Below are 15,910 nucleotides of genomic sequence, written 5' to 3'. Positions count from 1 at the left end.
GAGTTTTAAATGAGTAATGTAATTGAAATAAAAGTCCCTGATATTGGCGACTTTGATGAAGTAGATGTGATTGAAGTTTTAGTTGGTCCTGGAGATGTTGTCGCCGAAGAAGATGCATTGTTAACGCTAGAGTCTGACAAGGCCTCAATGGATGTGCCATCTTCGCATGCAGGCACGATCAAAGAGATGAAGTTAAAGGTTGGCGATAAGGCCGGCGAAGGTTCTGTAGTTTGTCTTATGGAAGTAGAAGAAGGGGCAGCAACAGCTGAACCAGAATCTGCTCCAGCTCCTGCAAAAGATGCTTCGACACAACAAGCATCGCCAGCGCCTGCAGCTGTTAGCGCACCAAGCGCTTCCAGCCACTCCGGTAGTGCAGATGTGACGTGTGAAATGTTGGTGTTGGGTGCGGGCCCAGGTGGTTACACCGCGGCTTTCCGTGCTGCCGATTTAGGTATGCAAACGGTATTAATTGAGCGTTGGTCAACATTGGGCGGTGTCTGTCTGAATGTAGGGTGTATTCCTTCTAAAGCATTGTTGCATGCCGCAAAAGTACTCGATGAGTCTGAAGAGGTTAATGAGATCGGTATTGATTTCAAAAAGCCTAAAGTCGATATCGATAAATTACGAACATGGAAAGAGAAAATCGTCAGTCGTTTAACAGGCGGACTAAGTGGTTTAGCCAAGCAACGTAAAGTACAGGTTGTAAGCGGGGTAGGTAAATTCCTCGATCCGAATCATGTTGAAGTCACTGCTGAAGACGGCAAAAAGACTGTCGTTAAATTCGATAAAGCCGTTATAGCGGCAGGTTCTGAGGCGGTTCATTTACCGTTTATTCCAGAAGATCCGCGCGTCATTGATTCAACGGGCGCACTGGAACTTGCAGATGTACCAAAGCGTATGTTGGTTATTGGTGGCGGAATTATTGGTCTTGAAATGGCGACGGTTTATTCGGCACTAGGCTCTAAAATCACCGTTGTTGAAATGCTACCAAATCTGGTTGCAGGTGCTGATAAAGATATCGTTAAGCCCTATACCAATCGCATCAAAAAGAAATATGAAGCCATTTTGATGGAAACCCGAGTGACTGCAGTTGAAGCAACTAAGTCAGGTATGAAAGTGACTTTTGAAGGCAAGCAGGCGCCTGATAAACCTCAAGTTTATGATCGTGTTCTGGTAGCTGTGGGTCGTACACCCAATGGAAAATTAATTGGTGCAGAAAACGCGGGTGTTGCAGTAGATAAAAGTGGTTTTGTTCAAGTCGTGGATAGTCAGATGCGCACCACTCAACCACATATTTTTGCAATTGGAGATATTATTGGTCAGCCTATGCTCGCTCATAAAGCGGTTCATGAAGGCAAGACGGCAGCTGAAGCAGCATCAGGTTTACCAAGTCATTTCGATGCCAGAGTTATTCCATCGGTTGCTTACACAGATCCAGAAATTGCCTGGGTAGGTGTTACTGAAGAAGAAGCTAAAGCCCAAGGCCTCAAATACGGTAAAGGCGTTTTCCCATGGGCGGCCAGTGGTCGTGCATTATCAATGGGGCGTGAAGAAGGCATGACTAAACTTATTTTTGATGAAAAGAATGAGCGAGTTATAGGTGCTGGAATTGTTGGGATTAATGCAGGTGAATTAATTGCAGAAGTAGCTCATGCGATAGAAATGGGTTCAAATGCTGCGGATATCGGTTTGACTGTGCATCCACATCCTACATTGTCTGAGACTGTGGCTATGGCGGCGGAAATGTTTGAAGGAACGATTACAGACCTTTACGCGCCAAAAAAGAAGAAGTAAAACTATGGCACATTCAAAAGTAATAGCAAAACCAGAGCCTGGAGTTCCATTACGGCGGGCAGATAAAGTTGCCCGCATTCCAATTAAAGTAGTTCCCAAAGATGAGCCGTTGAAGAAACCTGCGTGGTTGAAAATTAAATTGCCATCGGCATCCCAGGCGGCGCATGTGCGTGGGATGTTACGCAATAAAAAACTGTATACGGTGTGTGAAGAAGCCTCTTGTCCAAATCTGCCGGAATGTTTTGGCAATGGTACGGCAACTTTTATGATTCTGGGTCAGGTGTGTACGCGCCGTTGTCCATTCTGTGAAGTAGGGCATGGTCGTCCGTTGCCGGTTGATGAAGATGAGCCCCGTCACTTAGCGGAAGCGATTCAGCAGATGGGTCTAAAGTATGTGGTAATCACTTCGGTAGATCGTGATGATTTAAGGGATGGTGGTGCTAAGCATTTTGCCGATTGTGTTCGCGCAGCGCGTGAAGCCCAGCCGGGTATCAGTGTTGAAGTGCTTACGCCTGATTTTAGGGGGCGAATGGATATTGCGATTGCAGAAATGTCCGTAGAGCCGCCTGATGTATTCAACCATAATATCGAAACCGTACCGAGACTGTATAAACAAGCGCGACCTGGTGCTGATTATCAGTGGTCTCTGGATTTACTCAAAAAGTTCGGAGAACGTCATCAAAACATCCCAACAAAATCGGGATTAATGGTGGGCTTGGGTGAAACCATGGATGAGATAAAAGAAACGGCGAAGGATTTGTATGATCACGGCTGTCGAATGCTGACGGTGGGTCAATACCTTGCGCCTTCTGATTCTCATCTACCCGTAGAGCGTTATTATTCGCCGGATGAGTTTGAAGAAATAAGAATCTATGCGGAAGACTTAGGGTTTAAGCACGTTGCAAGTGGTCCTTTGGTGCGTTCTTCTTACCATGCCGACCTGCAAGCTAAAACAGTGATTGGAAATACTGCTACTTAAGAACACCAAAAAAGTGCCTCAAAGTAGGGGGGTGACCTATATGATTTATAAGTCACGTCATCTCCCTGTTTTTAATCATCTCCCCAAACCAATTCACCACAGGACGTTAAATCGTATCCCGTTAGTGCCTCGGCCATCTGTTGGCTAGGTAATGATTTCAATTCATTGATAAATTCTTGAAACAAATGCCTGAACCAGATATTTCTGGGGAGCGCTAAATCAAAAGATTCCCAACCTAAACTGATAAAACCTAAACCGAACTCTGTCGCTACCGAGCGTGCTCCAGGTGCGATGTCTGCCATATCCATTGCAATTGCGGCTGCGGCTTCGCGTTCTGAATTGGCTTCTACTTCACAGTTTAGAAGATCAGTGGTTTTGTGATAGTGGCTGAGAATTTCCAGTAAGAAACGTTGTGCACCTGAGCCTTTCTGGCGCATCGCCCAGCGATATTGAGTGTCAAAAAATGCATCGGGGCTTTCAGATAATTGTAAAAGTTTAGGGCTGACTATTAGGCCCTGTTCACGCTGAAAGGCTCTGATTAATACCCAGTTTTTGTATTGTGCGTGTTGTTGTAAAAGCGCAGGGTGACGCATTCTGCTTTCTGCCGTTGGGCCCCAGTGCATGCCACAAACATCGATGCGTTGTGATTGTAAAAGTTTTAAACCGATGCCTGTTCCGGTTGGTGAATAACTAACCAGGGCGTGCGAACCCATTTGTGCGGCATAGGTATTGACTACGCGATACAGTAATGGATCATCGCTGCCCGCGATAATCAATCGGTCTTTCAATAAACCACTGTGAGACGAGTCTAGCATCCAGCGATCGATGAGTTCTCTGGGGAACATCCATTTACCCGTCACTTTGGTTGCAGGTATATGGCCTTCGTTAGCCAGTGAATAAACCTTTTTTTCGTTTAGTTGGAGATATTCTGAAACCTGCTTTACGCTAAGAAACGGGGTATTGAGGTCTAGTGAACTGGGTTTACTCATTGGTTTAGCTCATGAAGCAGTGTTTGATTTGGAAGTGATTTTATTTGGTATTGCGTCAAACTCAATATTTTCAGCGCCGTTATAGACGAGAAAATGTTTTCCCTTTGCGCGGGAGATTAAAACGACACCAAGTTGTTTGGCAATTTCATAACCCATTTGTGTTGCGCCAGAGCGAGACAATAAAACAGGAATGCCCATTTGCGCCACTTTAATAACCATCTCTGAAGTGAGTCTGCCGGTGGTGTAAAAGATTTTGTCGCCGCCGCTAATATCGTGTAACCACATATAACCTGCGATCGCGTCTACTGCATTGTGACGCCCGACATCTTCGACAAATCGTTGATTCTCGGTATCTTGACACAAAGCGCAGCCATGGACTGCGCCGGCTTTTTTGTAGATTTCGTTATGTTTATTGAGCGTTGCGAGTAACTCGTAAATTCTGGATTGGCGTAGTGAAACTTTGGGTAATTGAATCTGGCTCAAACCATCCATCATGTCGCCGTAGACTGTGCCTTGTCCGCAGCCTGTGGTCACAGTTTTTTTGCTCAGTTTTTCGTCTATACCATCAATGGCATCGTGTGTGGTAACCGCAACGGATTCCGTTTCCCAATCAACCTGAATCGCCCGAATGTCGCTGGCATTCTTAACCAGGCGTTGATTGCGTAACCAGCCAAGTACCAATAATTCAGGCTGTGTACCTAAAGTCATGAGTGTGACTATTTCGCGTTTGTTGAGATAGATGGTGAGGGCACGTTCGGCAGCAATGTGACCTTCTATGGTTTCGCCAAACTCATTGATCCCATTTACTGCGAAAGCAGCGCCTAGACCTTCGTCTGTGAGTTCGGGTTTTTGTGTGGTTCTATCGGGTGAGGGTGTTGGAGACAAAAGCTTAGCCTCCCGTAGCACTCATGTGGCGCATGATAATAGGTTGTCCGTTGAGGTTGAAATCATGCCCTTTCGGTTTTAGTTGCATGGAGTCGATAATGGCTGAGCGTAACGCTTCGTCATCATTTGGGTTGGCTCTGACAATCTTGCGTAGATCCATTGAATGTTCCTGGCCCAGGCATAATAACAGCATGCCTTCTGCCGTAACGCGAACACGATTGCAGTCGTCACAGAAATTATGGCTATGTGGCGAAATAAATCCAATGCGGCTGTCAGAGTCATTAAAACGGAAGTACTTGGCAGGTCCTCCAGTTGTTTCATCAGTCGCTGTGAGTTCGTAGCTTTCTTGTAACTTGCTCAGTATTTTGTCGCTTGAGAAATAGGTCTCGGCACGATCATGGTCGCCAATTTCACCCAGTGGCATTTCTTCAATAAAACTAATGTCCATACCACGTTCGCGTACAAATTCTACCAGCGCATTAATCTCATCATCGTTGTAATCTTTCATGATGACGCTATTGAGTTTAACTTTTTGAAAGCCAACTTTTAGAGCAGCGTCTATGCCTGCCATGGTTTTTTCAAGTTTGCCGATGCGTGTGATTTTTTTGAAGCGTGCTTCGTTTAAGGTATCAAGGCTGACATTGATACGAGTAACGCCTGCATCCTTTAAAGGCTGAGCGTATTTTTCGAGTAGCGTCGCATTGGTGGTGATAGTCAGGTCTTTGAGTCCGTCAAGCTCTCCCAGAGATTCAAACACAGTGAGTATATTTCGACGTGTCAGAGGTTCTCCGCCTGAAATACGAATCTTGTTTACGCCAAGCTCTACAAAGGCTTTACCAATTCGACTCATTTCTTCAAGTGTGAGTAATTGTTCACGAGGCACAAAGGTCATATCTTCGGACATGCAGTAAACACAACGTAGATCGCAGCGATCAGTCACGGATAGACGGACATAAGTCACCTGACGACCAAATCGATCTACCAGCTGAGGCTTAGTGTCGGTATTATTCTGTGTCACTTGCTGTGATTCTGTCGTATTTTGTTTGGAGTTATCTGTCATTGTGGCCTGTGTATTTTTTGCTTTGTTAAAATATATTGCGCTCTTTGTATAGCTCTCTTTGTTACTTGCTTAGCTACTCAACTTCTGGTTTTACTCGTTATTCTGTCAGTTGTTGTGCGCATTCGTGTTTAGTAGTCGTTATTGATTTATTAACTATAGCTTATAGGACTTGTTTTACCAGTTGTAGCAATTTTCGTACCATTATTTCTAAATGATGGAAGAGTAAGCCTCGCGCAATTATTTGTTGGGTGGTTCGGTGTTTAATGTCTTCAATGTTCGGGTGAATGGTACAAATTATACCGTTGGCTATTTACCAAGTTGTTATCAATGTTGGTTATTGTATTCGTTGAATATCACTGCTTTATATTTAAAAAAGTGCCTGTAAGTAGGGGGGTGACTTTAAATAATATTAATACGTGTAAAATGTATCGAATGGCATGTTACTTGCTAATTAACTAGTTAAGCTAAAATTCAACGCAGAACGATAGACAAAACTAAACTACAATCTTATCTATGAATAAATCAGATACCAGTACGAATAACAAGCCTGAAAACTCTCAAGCAGATATATCCACGACTGATTCTGAAAAGCTAAAAAATAGCTTTACGGTATCCGTTATTATGGAGAGTCGTCCTTCTCAAAATAAATGGATTGATGAAGTATGGGATGCGGTCGGTATCGTGGCTTTGTCCGAACAAGATTTTGATACAGGTGAGCCCTCAGAGGCTAAAGATCAGATTAAAGTGGTCGAACAAGGGGAGGTCAAACAACTCATTTATAGCGGTATGAAAATTCGTTTATATAATGATGAGTGTGAGAGTTACTATCATAATCTAATGTCCCCGGAGCCAGGGTGTTTCATCATTGCACGAGAAGAAGATGCAGAAGGTAATGATACCGGTATTCCCATTCCATTTTTGGTTTCGCTAAGTTTTGATGAGGCGCATGCCTATCTCGAGGGAGAGGCCACGATTTATGCTGTTCCGATTCCTCCTGAATTATATCGTTGGGCAGAAGCCTATGTAGTAGAAAATTATGTAGCAGAGAAGCGTATAAAGCGTAAGCGTACCGATTGGAAAGTAGATAACAGAGAAGGGCAGCAACCAGGTAAACAGCAAGACAAGTCAGGTAATTAATGTATGCCAAATGAAAAAGAAAGTTTTGGATCTCGTTGGTCGCGTCGTAAACAGCTAGTTGCTGAAGAAGCGGCTAAAGATAAAAAAATAGCGTCTGGAGAAATTCAGGAAGATAGTGCTGATTCAAATGCAGCAGAAGAGGTCGTTGATCCCGAAGTACTTCGGGCAGAAAAGAAAGCACAGCTGAATGCTCTGACCGATGAAGATATGCCAGATATTGAAACATTAGATGAAAGCTCGGATTATTCGGGTTTTATGTCTACAGGTGTTAGCGAAGGTCTGCGTACCATGGCGCTACGCAAGTTATTTAAAAGCAAAGTTTATAATGTTCGTGATGGTTTGGATGATTATGACGGCGATTACACATTCTTTGAAAAACTAGATCCAACTACAATTACTTCAGATATGAAACATATGGTTGAGGTAGAGGCTAAAAGAGCGCTGGCTAAAGAAGAACAAGAAAAAGCTGAAGAGCAATTGGCTGAAGCAGAATACGCGAATGCTGATGCTGAAGATGTTGCTAGTCAAGATGATGATAGCGTCAGTGAGTTTGATGATGCACTTGATGATGCTGAAACGCAAAATCCTGAGCTCGCAAGTGATACCACTGATGACTCTTTGCTAAACAATGATGGTTTAATAAATGATGATAGTGTCGTAGAAGCGCCAAGCATACGAAACACAAACAATAATGATGAAGCTGATAAGGCTGATAACAGAAACAACGAGGATGTTGCATGACAGATTTATTTGTCTCAGAAAGTAAGATACAAGCAAAACAGGCGGCATACGCGGCCGTTGAAAAATTAAATCCACAACCTACATCAGTAGTTGAGTATAAGTCGCGTGGTCATGTGGTGATTATCGCAGCTTCTGAGGTTGCGCATAAAATTGGTGATTTACCTGATCCGCTAACTAGTGAAATTATTGAGTTTCAAGGGCGTTCACCAACTGATGAAATAGCTATTGAAGGTGCTCTGGGTCAATTTTTAATTAAAGTGAGTGGCCAAACGATAAAAGCGGATCTCATCCTCGATCTTACTCCGCTGCCTTTATTAACGATGGGTTTAAAACCACCGGGGTATATCACAGCGGCGAATGATTTGTCTGACATAGCAAGCGCAAAGGCTGAGTTGCGTGAAATGGTGGGTACGTTTGAGAAGCCCCGCTACTTTGATTACAACGAAAGTTTGTGTGCGCATGGCCGATCAGGAAAAGCAGGTTGTACACGATGTGTTGATGCTTGTCCTGCGGAAGCGATTACTTCTTTAGTAGAGAAAATTAAGGTTGATCCTTTTCGTTGTCAAGGTGGTGGTATTTGTACCACCGTTTGTCCATCAAGTGCTCTGACTTATGCATTTCCAAAACCAAAGGATTTGTTGGCGCATATAAGAACGTTAATAGTAACCTATTTAAAACAAACAGATGAAAGACCTGATCTTGTTTTTGCCACAGAAGACGAGCAAGAAAGAGTGGAGCAAATGTTACCAGCTGCTTTGGTCGTAACTGTAGAAGAGGTTGCTAGTGTTGGTCCAGAGATGTGGTTTTCTGCATTGGCTTGGGGAGCGAGGTCAGTTCGTCTGTTTGATTTGGACGGTATACCCGAAACATCAAAGAGTGCTTTGAATCTGCATTTGGGTATGGCGCATAATATTTTGGAGGGTATGTCTTACCCTGAAAACTGTGTGTCCATAGTGTCTGATCAAAATGAATTAATGAGTATTAAAAGTTTACCATTAATCGCAACGGCCACTCATGCGCCGGTTGGAGAAAAGCGTCAGTCATTTTACATGGCGCTGGATCATTTGGTTTCACAGGCCGATAAAGTTGAGCCGATAGTTTCCTTGCCGGAAGGGTCTATCTTTGGTGAAGCGTTAATTGATCAGAGTAAATGTACTTTATGTATGTCCTGTGTCAGCGCCTGTCCGGGAAATGCATTGCAAGATGGAAGAGAGATGCCTCAAGTCAGTTTGATTGAGGAAAAATGTTTGCAATGTAATGTGTGTGTGAATACTTGTCCCGAAGATGCGATATCAATTACGCCGCGATTCTTGTTTGATAGAGCAGTTCGTATGAAATCACGGGTCTTGCATCAGGATGAGCCTTTCTGCTGCACTAAATGTGGCAAACCATTTGCAACGACATCCGGTATCGCGACTATTATGGTAAAGCTGGCTGGTCATTCAATGTTCGCTGATGAGCGATCAAGAAGTCGTTTAAAAATGTGTGATGACTGTAGAGTCGTGGATATGATGGAAGATCCAAATACTGATTTTTAGATAAAACAGATTAACTGAGGTGACTATTAGGAGGATAGTCATCTTAAGTTTTGATTGTTTTTTTATTTAAGAGCATTGAGTATATTAGTTTGTCTTATTTGTTCGTATATCTTAGTTATTTATATGTGGCTAGCCAGAAAAATCAGGTTATTTTAACCGGTACATTTTGTACTTTGGGTCACAGTCTGGGTATTTCGGGAGCAGTTCTGCAAAAGTCTTGGTTGAATTACTCCGTTTTGGTTATTTTATTCTCTTAAAAGGTGGCACGTTCATTGCAATATAAAATTAATATAAGGAATTTATGTCTGAAGGAAAGATGTTTCAACAAACCCGCTCTCAACAAGTCGAGAATAATTTGCAGCAGATCGCTTCTTCGGAAGTACAAACTATGACTGCGCAAAGCGATGAGGGGAGTATTCAGGCAGAGCAACAATACAGAGCATCTGCATATAGTATATTGGCTGCGCTTCTGAGGGGTGTTCCGGCTCAAGACGTTTTAGAGCACGTATCAGAGTTTGCAAAAGTTAATCTGGAAAATGTAGAGCAAGATGAATTATTGCTGTCGATGTCTTCTCTAGGTTTAGCGGCTCAGTCTTCAGATGTGTCAGCAGTAGATGATGAATATCATGTATTGTTTGTTGGTCTAGGTAGAGGTGAGTTGGTTCCTTATGGCTCTTGGTATTTAACTGGTTTTTTAATGGAGCAACCATTAAGTATTTTAAGAGATGATCTAAAGGCACTGGGTTACGAGCGTGATGAAAGTATTGTAGAGCCGGAAGATCATGTTGCTGCTTTGTGCGAAATGATGGCGTTGCTAATCACTGAAAGTGCAGAGTCTGATCAAAACAAAAGTATTGGAAAAGATGATACCCAAGTAATCTTTTTTGAAAAACATATTGAGCCTTGGATGGGACGATTCTTCAATGATTTGTCCGTAGCCGATTCAGCTGTTTTTTATCGTGCAGTAGGACGATTTGGTACAGCTTTAATCAATTTTGAAAAACTATATTTGAACGTGGTTTAAACGTTTGGGTTATAGGTCTAGTTTGCTGGTTTAGCCCGGGAGGGGTTGAGAAAAAATGAAAAAATATGCAGAAGCAAAAATCAGTCGTCGTCAATTTATAAGTAGTGGTGTCGTATTAGGAGCTGGTGCAATCACTGCAGTAGCTGTTCCTGGTGCAGCTATGGCAGCTCAAGAATTGCCCGTGGTCGAAAAGGAAAAACAAGAAGAAGGTTATCGACTAACTCAACATATCGCTGATTATTATAAATCAGCTGCACTATAAGGAGATAGTGGAATGAAACTCACAAAGAAGTCTGATTACGTTTCTGATGCAGTTATTGATAGCTCTTTAATAGAAAAGACGGGAGCATCAAAAGGCGCATCAGGTAAAGCGATATCGCGTCGTCAATTTTTGCGTACTTCCAGTTTGATGGCTGGTGGAGCGGCTCTTGGTACTGCGCTTTCTCCAGGAATGATGAGAAAAGCTGAAGCTTCAGCAGATACTGTCCCTGGTGCGGCTATCAAGCGTGTAAAGACAGTATGTACTCACTGTTCGGTTGGTTGTGGTGTTATTGCTGAAGTACAAAATGGTGTATGGACTGGTCAAGAACCAGCATTAGATCACCCTTTCAATAAAGGTGCTCATTGTGCTAAAGGTGCTGCTATCCGTGAACATGGTCACGGTGAACGTCGTCTAAAATACCCTACTAAACTTGTAGATGGTAAATGGAAGAAAGTTTCATGGGATCAGGCGATCAATGAAATTGGTGATAAGTTAATCAGTATCCGTAAAGAATCTGGTCCTGACTCGGTTTACTGGCTGGGTTCTGCAAAGCACAACAACGAACAAGCTTACTTGTTTAGAAAAATGGCAGCAATGTGGGGTACCAATAACGTAGACCATCAAGCTCGAATCTGTCACTCAACGACAGTTGCTGGTGTTGCTAATACGTGGGGTTATGGTGCGATGACCAACTCCTACAATGATATCCATAATTCTAAATCAATTCTTTTGATTGGTTCTAACCCATCAGAAGCTCATCCGGTTTCAATGTTACATATCCTAAAGGCAAAAGAAGAAAATAATGCCCCTGTGATTGTAATTGATCCTCGTTTTACACGTACAGCTGCACATGCTGACCACTTTTTACAGATTCGTCCCGGCACTGACGTACCGATTATTTGGGGTATGTTGTACCACATCTTCAAAAATGGCTGGGAAGACAAAGGCTTTATCCGTCAACGTGTATACGGAATGGAAGAAGTCATGCAGGAAGTTGCTAAATGGGATCCTGCGGAAGTTGAGCGTGTTACAGGCGTTAAAGAACACCGTGTAAAAGCTGCTGCTAAAGCGATGGCTGATCATCGTCCAGGTACATTTATCTGGTGTATGGGTGGAACGCAACACACGATTGGTAATAACAATACTCGCGCTTATTGTACCTTCCAGCTAGCACTAGGAAACATGGGTGTGTCAGGTGGTGGAGCAAACATCTTCCGTGGTCATGATAATGTTCAGGGAGCTACAGATTTAGGTGTACTTGCTGATACGTTACCTGGTTATTATGGTCTGTCGGCTGGTTCATGGAAACATTGGGCGAAAGTCTGGGATCTTGATTACGATTGGATCAAAGGACAATTCGATGACGGTAGTTATGAAAAGAAAGGTGATGCAGATCTGCATGTAATGAATACCAAAGGTATTCCAGTATCACGTTGGATTGATGGTGTCTTGGAAGATAAAGACAATATTGCTCAAAAAGATAACTTAAAAGCTATGTTCTTCTGGGGTCACGCTCCAAACAGTCAGACTCGTGGAACAGAGATGAAAAAGGCCATGGAAGGTCTTGATATGATGGTTATAGTTGATCCATACCCCACGGTTTCTGCTGTAATGCATGATCGTAAAGATGGTGTTTACTTATTACCAGCTGCTACGCAAATGGAAACTTACGGTTCTGTTACTGCATCAAACCGTTCTTTCCAGTGGAGAGATAAAGTTATTGATCCGCTGTTTGAGTCTTTGCCTGATCACATCATTATGCATAAGTTAGCTACGAAGCTTGGCTTTGCAGATCAGATGTTTAAAAACATTAAAGTTGAAAATGATGAGCCAAGTGTTGAAGATACGTTACGTGAGATTAATCGCGGCATGTGGACTATCGGATATACAGGTCAAAGCCCAGAGCGTTTGAAGAAACAACAAGAGAACTGGGGAGACTTTGATTTCACTAGTTTGAAAGCTGAAGGTGGCGCTTGTGATGGTGAATTCTACGGTTTACCTTGGCCTTGTTGGGGTACACCTGAGATGAAGCATCCAGGTACGCCTAATTTATATGATGGTAGTACTTCGGTTGCTGAAGGTGGCTTAACATTCCGTGCAAGATTTGGTGTGGAGCGTGAAGGTGTTAATCTTCTTGCTGAAGGATTCCACTCAGCCGGATCTGAAATTAAAGACGGTTATCCTGAATTTACAGGCGATATGCTTAAGAAGCTTGGCTGGTGGGATGACTTAACTGATCCTGAGAAAACTGCAGCTGAAGGTAAAAACTGGAAAACCGATTTGTCCGGCGGCATACAACGTGTTGCTATTAAACATGGTTGTGCTCCGTTTGGTAATGCTAAAGCTCGCGTTAAAGTATGGACATTCCCTGATCCAATACCCATTCATCGAGAGCCTCTATATACAAGTCGTCATGACTTGGTGGCTAACTATCCTACGTATGAAGATCGTAAATCATTCTGGCGTTTGCCAACACGTTATTCATCTATTCAAGCGAAGGATTACTCAAAAGATTTTCCTTTGATACTTTCTTCATTCAGATTGGTTGAGTATGAAGGTGGTGGTGATGAAACGAGATCAAATAAATGGTTAGCTGAACTACAGCAAGATATGTTCGTAGAAATCAATCCAAGAGATGCAAATAATATTGGTATCAGAGATGGCAATATGGTTTGGATCGAGACTCCTGAAGGGGCAAAAATCAAAGTAAAAGCGATGGTTACTCGTCGAGTTGCTTCTGGTGTAGCTTCAGCTCCATATCACTTTGGTGGGCATTTCCAGGGAAAAGATTTACGAGAAAAGTATCCAAAAGGCGCAGACCCTGTTGTATTGGGTGAAGCCCTAAATACCGCCATGACCTATGGTTATGATTCAGTCACACAGATGCAGGAAACTAAATGTAGCCTGTGTAAAATAACTAAAGCTTAGGAGGTACACATAATGGGTGCTAATGTAAAATTCTATTGTGATTCAGAACGTTGTATCGAATGTAACGCTTGTGTTACCGCATGTAAAAACGAAAATGAAGTTCCATGGGGCATAAATCGCCGTCGTGTTGTAACAGTTAAAGATGGTGAGCCAGGTGAGCGTTCACTCTCTGTGGCTTGTATGCACTGTACCGATGCTCCATGTGCGGCAGTTTGTCCTGTAGATTGTTTCTACACTACTGATAACGGTATCGTGCTTCACGATAAAGATATTTGTATCGGTTGTGGCTATTGCTCTTATGCATGTCCATTTGGGGCTCCACAGTTCCCAACTGCTGGTGCATTTGCTTCTCGCGGTAAGATGGATAAATGTACTTTCTGTGCAGGTGGTCCTGAAAAAGCTGGAAGTGTTGATGAACATAAGAAGTACGGTTCAAATCGACTTGCTGAAGGCAAATTGCCACTTTGTGCAGAGATGTGTTCGACTAAAGCATTGTTAGCGGGTGATGCCAATATGGTTTCAGATATTTACCGTAAGCGTGTGATTAGTAGAAGTATGTCTAATCTTGCTTCAAGCGGAAATATTCAGCAAAACGGTTTTAACCCAGACTTTTCTGGTAAAGCCACAAAATAAAGTCTAACTCCTAGTTAGGATATTTGTACGCCCCCTTTGATTGGAGGAGGGGGGGTATGTTTTTTACAAGTATATTAGGGTACCTCTGATCAAGACCAATTAAGTTCTGTAAGTCTCTGGGACACCATATCCTGGACGCACTTTGAAGAATGTTGATTACCTTTAAAAAAACAGCGAGCGGAAAGGGTACTTGAGACATACCCTTATTGGGCTTAGTGATAAGCTCAGATTCCATGTTTGGTAACTGTGTTGTTTGTTTAAAAGGTTTGATATTCCACTATGATTCGCCTGGATTTCTGATCTGTTGGCGTTGGCAGTATTTATACGTCTTGAGGAGAGAGGCTCTTAGGAGATTATCATGGGGATGGCCACTAGGGCATTGCTATTAAGTTTAGTGTTTCTGTTACTGAATGTAACTGTCACTTCTACTGTTATTGCAGATGAGACAGCAAATGCTGCAATCAACAACCCAACCTTTAATCCACAGGTTGATGTTAAAAGTCCTGCTACAGATTTGTGGCGAGCAGTAAGACAAAGAAACGTTGATATCACGGGTACTACCCAGGTAAAAGGGCCGACTGCCGATACTTTAATTAATGTAAGTGGTCAGGAGTGGCGTGAATTTCGTCGCACTAAACTAATTCCTTACAGTGCTTATGCCTTAGGTGGTGTATTACTGGCTATTATTCTGTTTAGATTAATTCGTGGAAAAATAAAAATTAAAGCAGGTCGCTCTGGCAATAAAATTCGTCGATTTTCAGGTTTTCAACGTCTTGTCCATTGGTCAGTTGCAATCTCCTTCCTGATTCTAGGTCTTACAGGGGTGCTTCTTACTCTGGGAAGATTCGGTTTGATTCCGGTTATAGGCAAAGATGTTTTTGGAGCAGTCGCCATACTGGGCAGAACCGTACATAACTACATTGGTCCGGTGTTTGCCGTTTTGTTAATTATTATGTTGTTCACTTTTATCAAGGGTAACTTTGCTAACTGGACTGACATTAAATGGTTTGCAAAAGGTGGTGGGTTGTTTGGCGGCCATGCAAGTGCAGGGCGCTATAATGGTGGTGAAAAGGCCTGGTACTGGATCGCAATGATTGTGGGCATAGTGGTTGTCGTAAGTGGCATAGTGATGGGCTTTCCTTTCTTCGGCATATCACAAGAAGATATTAAATTATCTCAAGTCATTCATGCTATTGCTGCGATTGGCTTATTAGCAGCATCTTTCGGTCATATATATATGGGTACTTTCGCAATGGAAGGTGCTTATGAAGCGATGCAAACCGGTTATTGTGATGAAAACTGGGCTAAAGAACATCATGACTTATGGTATCAAGAACTAAAGAATGATGGTGTTCTAGAAACGAATGACTCAAATGCTACTGCTATGAATAAGCAGTCATCTGATTCTATGGCAAATGCATCTCAGAATGCTGGTGATTCAGTCGTTTCAGCATCGGCTGGAGTTGCAGCAACAACTGCAGCTGCAGGTGTTAGTAATCTCTCTGATTCTTCCGACAATGCAGAGAAAGTAAAAGATGGCGGAGCAAAAGATAACCTAGCTAAAGATAATACATCAAAGGTTAAACCGACATCGTCTGAAGGTTTTGATAATCTAAAAAAGATAGAAGGTATAGGACCAAAGATTGAGGAGGTATTGTATGCAGCAGGCTTAACCCGCTATGAGGACATACAGAACTCAAACCGTGATGCGCTCAAAGAAATCTTAAATGCTGCAGGATCAAGATACAAAATGCACGAACCTAAAAGCTGGCCTGCACAAGCTGAGCTTGCAGCCAAAGGTTCATGGGATGAATTGAGTAAGTTGCAGAATGATATTTTGGAAGGCTCTTAGGAGCTTTTCAGGAAAATCAGAAAAAACGTTAGAAACTTAACTATAGTTGTATATAAGGATTTTAAATCTAATAAATAAATAAAATAAC

General features: G+C 42.6%; 13 protein-coding genes. 10 read left to right on the top strand and 3 right to left on the bottom strand.

Annotation, left to right across the window (positions count from 1 at the left end; translation table 11 throughout):
• The first annotated feature begins 9 nt into the window (after positions 1-9).
• Both lpdA and lipA read left to right on the top strand, forming a co-directional pair.
• Positions 10-1,794 (top strand): dihydrolipoyl dehydrogenase, encoded by a 1,785-nt coding sequence (lpdA, locus tag OO007_RS12825; RefSeq protein WP_325809100.1) that lies wholly within the window; start codon positions 10-12, stop codon positions 1,792-1,794.
• 4 nt (positions 1,795-1,798) lie between these two features.
• Entirely contained in the window at positions 1,799-2,773 is a 975-nt protein-coding gene (lipA, locus tag OO007_RS12820; protein WP_325809099.1) for a lipoyl synthase, read from the top strand.
• Positions 2,774-2,844: 71 nt separating this feature from the next.
• Here lipA and OO007_RS12815 read toward each other — a convergent pair whose 3' ends face one another.
• From OO007_RS12815 to moaA, 3 genes are read right to left on the bottom strand one after another with little or no spacing between them, the layout of a single operon-like run.
• Positions 2,845-3,762, bottom strand: coding sequence for a helix-turn-helix transcriptional regulator (locus tag OO007_RS12815; RefSeq protein ID WP_131906105.1), 918 nt, complete (start codon positions 3,760-3,762; stop codon positions 2,845-2,847).
• Between the two features lie 9 nt (positions 3,763-3,771).
• A complete protein-coding gene (locus OO007_RS12810) occupies positions 3,772-4,647 on the bottom strand; it encodes a formate dehydrogenase accessory sulfurtransferase FdhD (protein ID WP_325809098.1) in 876 nt (291 codons plus the stop codon).
• Between the two features lie 4 nt (positions 4,648-4,651).
• Positions 4,652-5,707: a GTP 3',8-cyclase MoaA gene (gene moaA / locus OO007_RS12805; protein ID WP_325809097.1), complete on the bottom strand. Its 1,056-nt coding sequence runs from the start codon at positions 5,705-5,707 to the stop codon at positions 4,652-4,654.
• A 513-nt stretch (positions 5,708-6,220) separates the two neighbouring features.
• On the opposite strand from moaA, the gene OO007_RS12800 reads away from it, so the two are divergent.
• The 8 genes from OO007_RS12800 to OO007_RS12765 all read left to right on the top strand — a co-directional run bounded on the left by OO007_RS12800 (position 6,221) and on the right by OO007_RS12765 (position 15,822).
• Positions 6,221-6,844: a DUF3305 domain-containing protein gene (locus OO007_RS12800; protein WP_325809096.1), complete on the top strand. Its 624-nt coding sequence runs from the start codon at positions 6,221-6,223 to the stop codon at positions 6,842-6,844.
• Between the two features lie 3 nt (positions 6,845-6,847).
• The gene (locus OO007_RS12795) at positions 6,848-7,585 is read left to right on the top strand and encodes a DUF3306 domain-containing protein (RefSeq protein WP_325809095.1); all 738 of its coding nucleotides are present in this window, start codon (positions 6,848-6,850) and stop codon (positions 7,583-7,585) included.
• The gene (locus OO007_RS12790; RefSeq protein WP_325809094.1) at positions 7,582-9,123 is read left to right on the top strand and encodes a 4Fe-4S binding protein; all 1,542 of its coding nucleotides are present in this window, start codon (positions 7,582-7,584) and stop codon (positions 9,121-9,123) included. Before OO007_RS12795 ends, OO007_RS12790 begins: the two co-directional genes overlap by 4 nt.
• Before the next feature lie 388 nt (positions 9,124-9,511).
• A complete protein-coding gene (locus OO007_RS12785; protein WP_325809093.1) occupies positions 9,512-10,147 on the top strand; it encodes a TorD/DmsD family molecular chaperone in 636 nt (211 codons plus the stop codon).
• Between the two features lie 55 nt (positions 10,148-10,202).
• A complete protein-coding gene (locus OO007_RS12780; protein WP_131906098.1) occupies positions 10,203-10,409 on the top strand; it encodes a transcriptional initiation protein Tat in 207 nt (68 codons plus the stop codon).
• A gap of 12 nt (positions 10,410-10,421) precedes the next feature.
• A complete protein-coding gene (locus OO007_RS12775; protein WP_131906097.1) occupies positions 10,422-13,337 on the top strand; it encodes a formate dehydrogenase subunit alpha in 2,916 nt (971 codons plus the stop codon).
• Between the two features lie 12 nt (positions 13,338-13,349).
• Entirely contained in the window at positions 13,350-13,970 is a 621-nt protein-coding gene (gene fdh3B, locus OO007_RS12770; protein WP_131906096.1) for a formate dehydrogenase FDH3 subunit beta, read from the top strand.
• Between the two features lie 358 nt (positions 13,971-14,328).
• Positions 14,329-15,822, top strand: coding sequence for a formate dehydrogenase subunit gamma (locus tag OO007_RS12765; protein WP_325809092.1), 1,494 nt, complete (start codon positions 14,329-14,331; stop codon positions 15,820-15,822).
• The last annotated feature ends 88 nt before the right edge of the window (positions 15,823-15,910 follow it).

Origin of the sequence: Cocleimonas sp. KMM 6892 (genome assembly GCF_035798195.1) — a bacterium.
In the GTDB taxonomy this organism is placed as follows: Bacteria; Pseudomonadota; Gammaproteobacteria; order Thiotrichales; family Thiotrichaceae; genus Cocleimonas; species Cocleimonas flava.
Note: the sequence above shows the minus strand (reverse complement) of the source record. Positions and strands in the feature narration are given on the sequence as shown.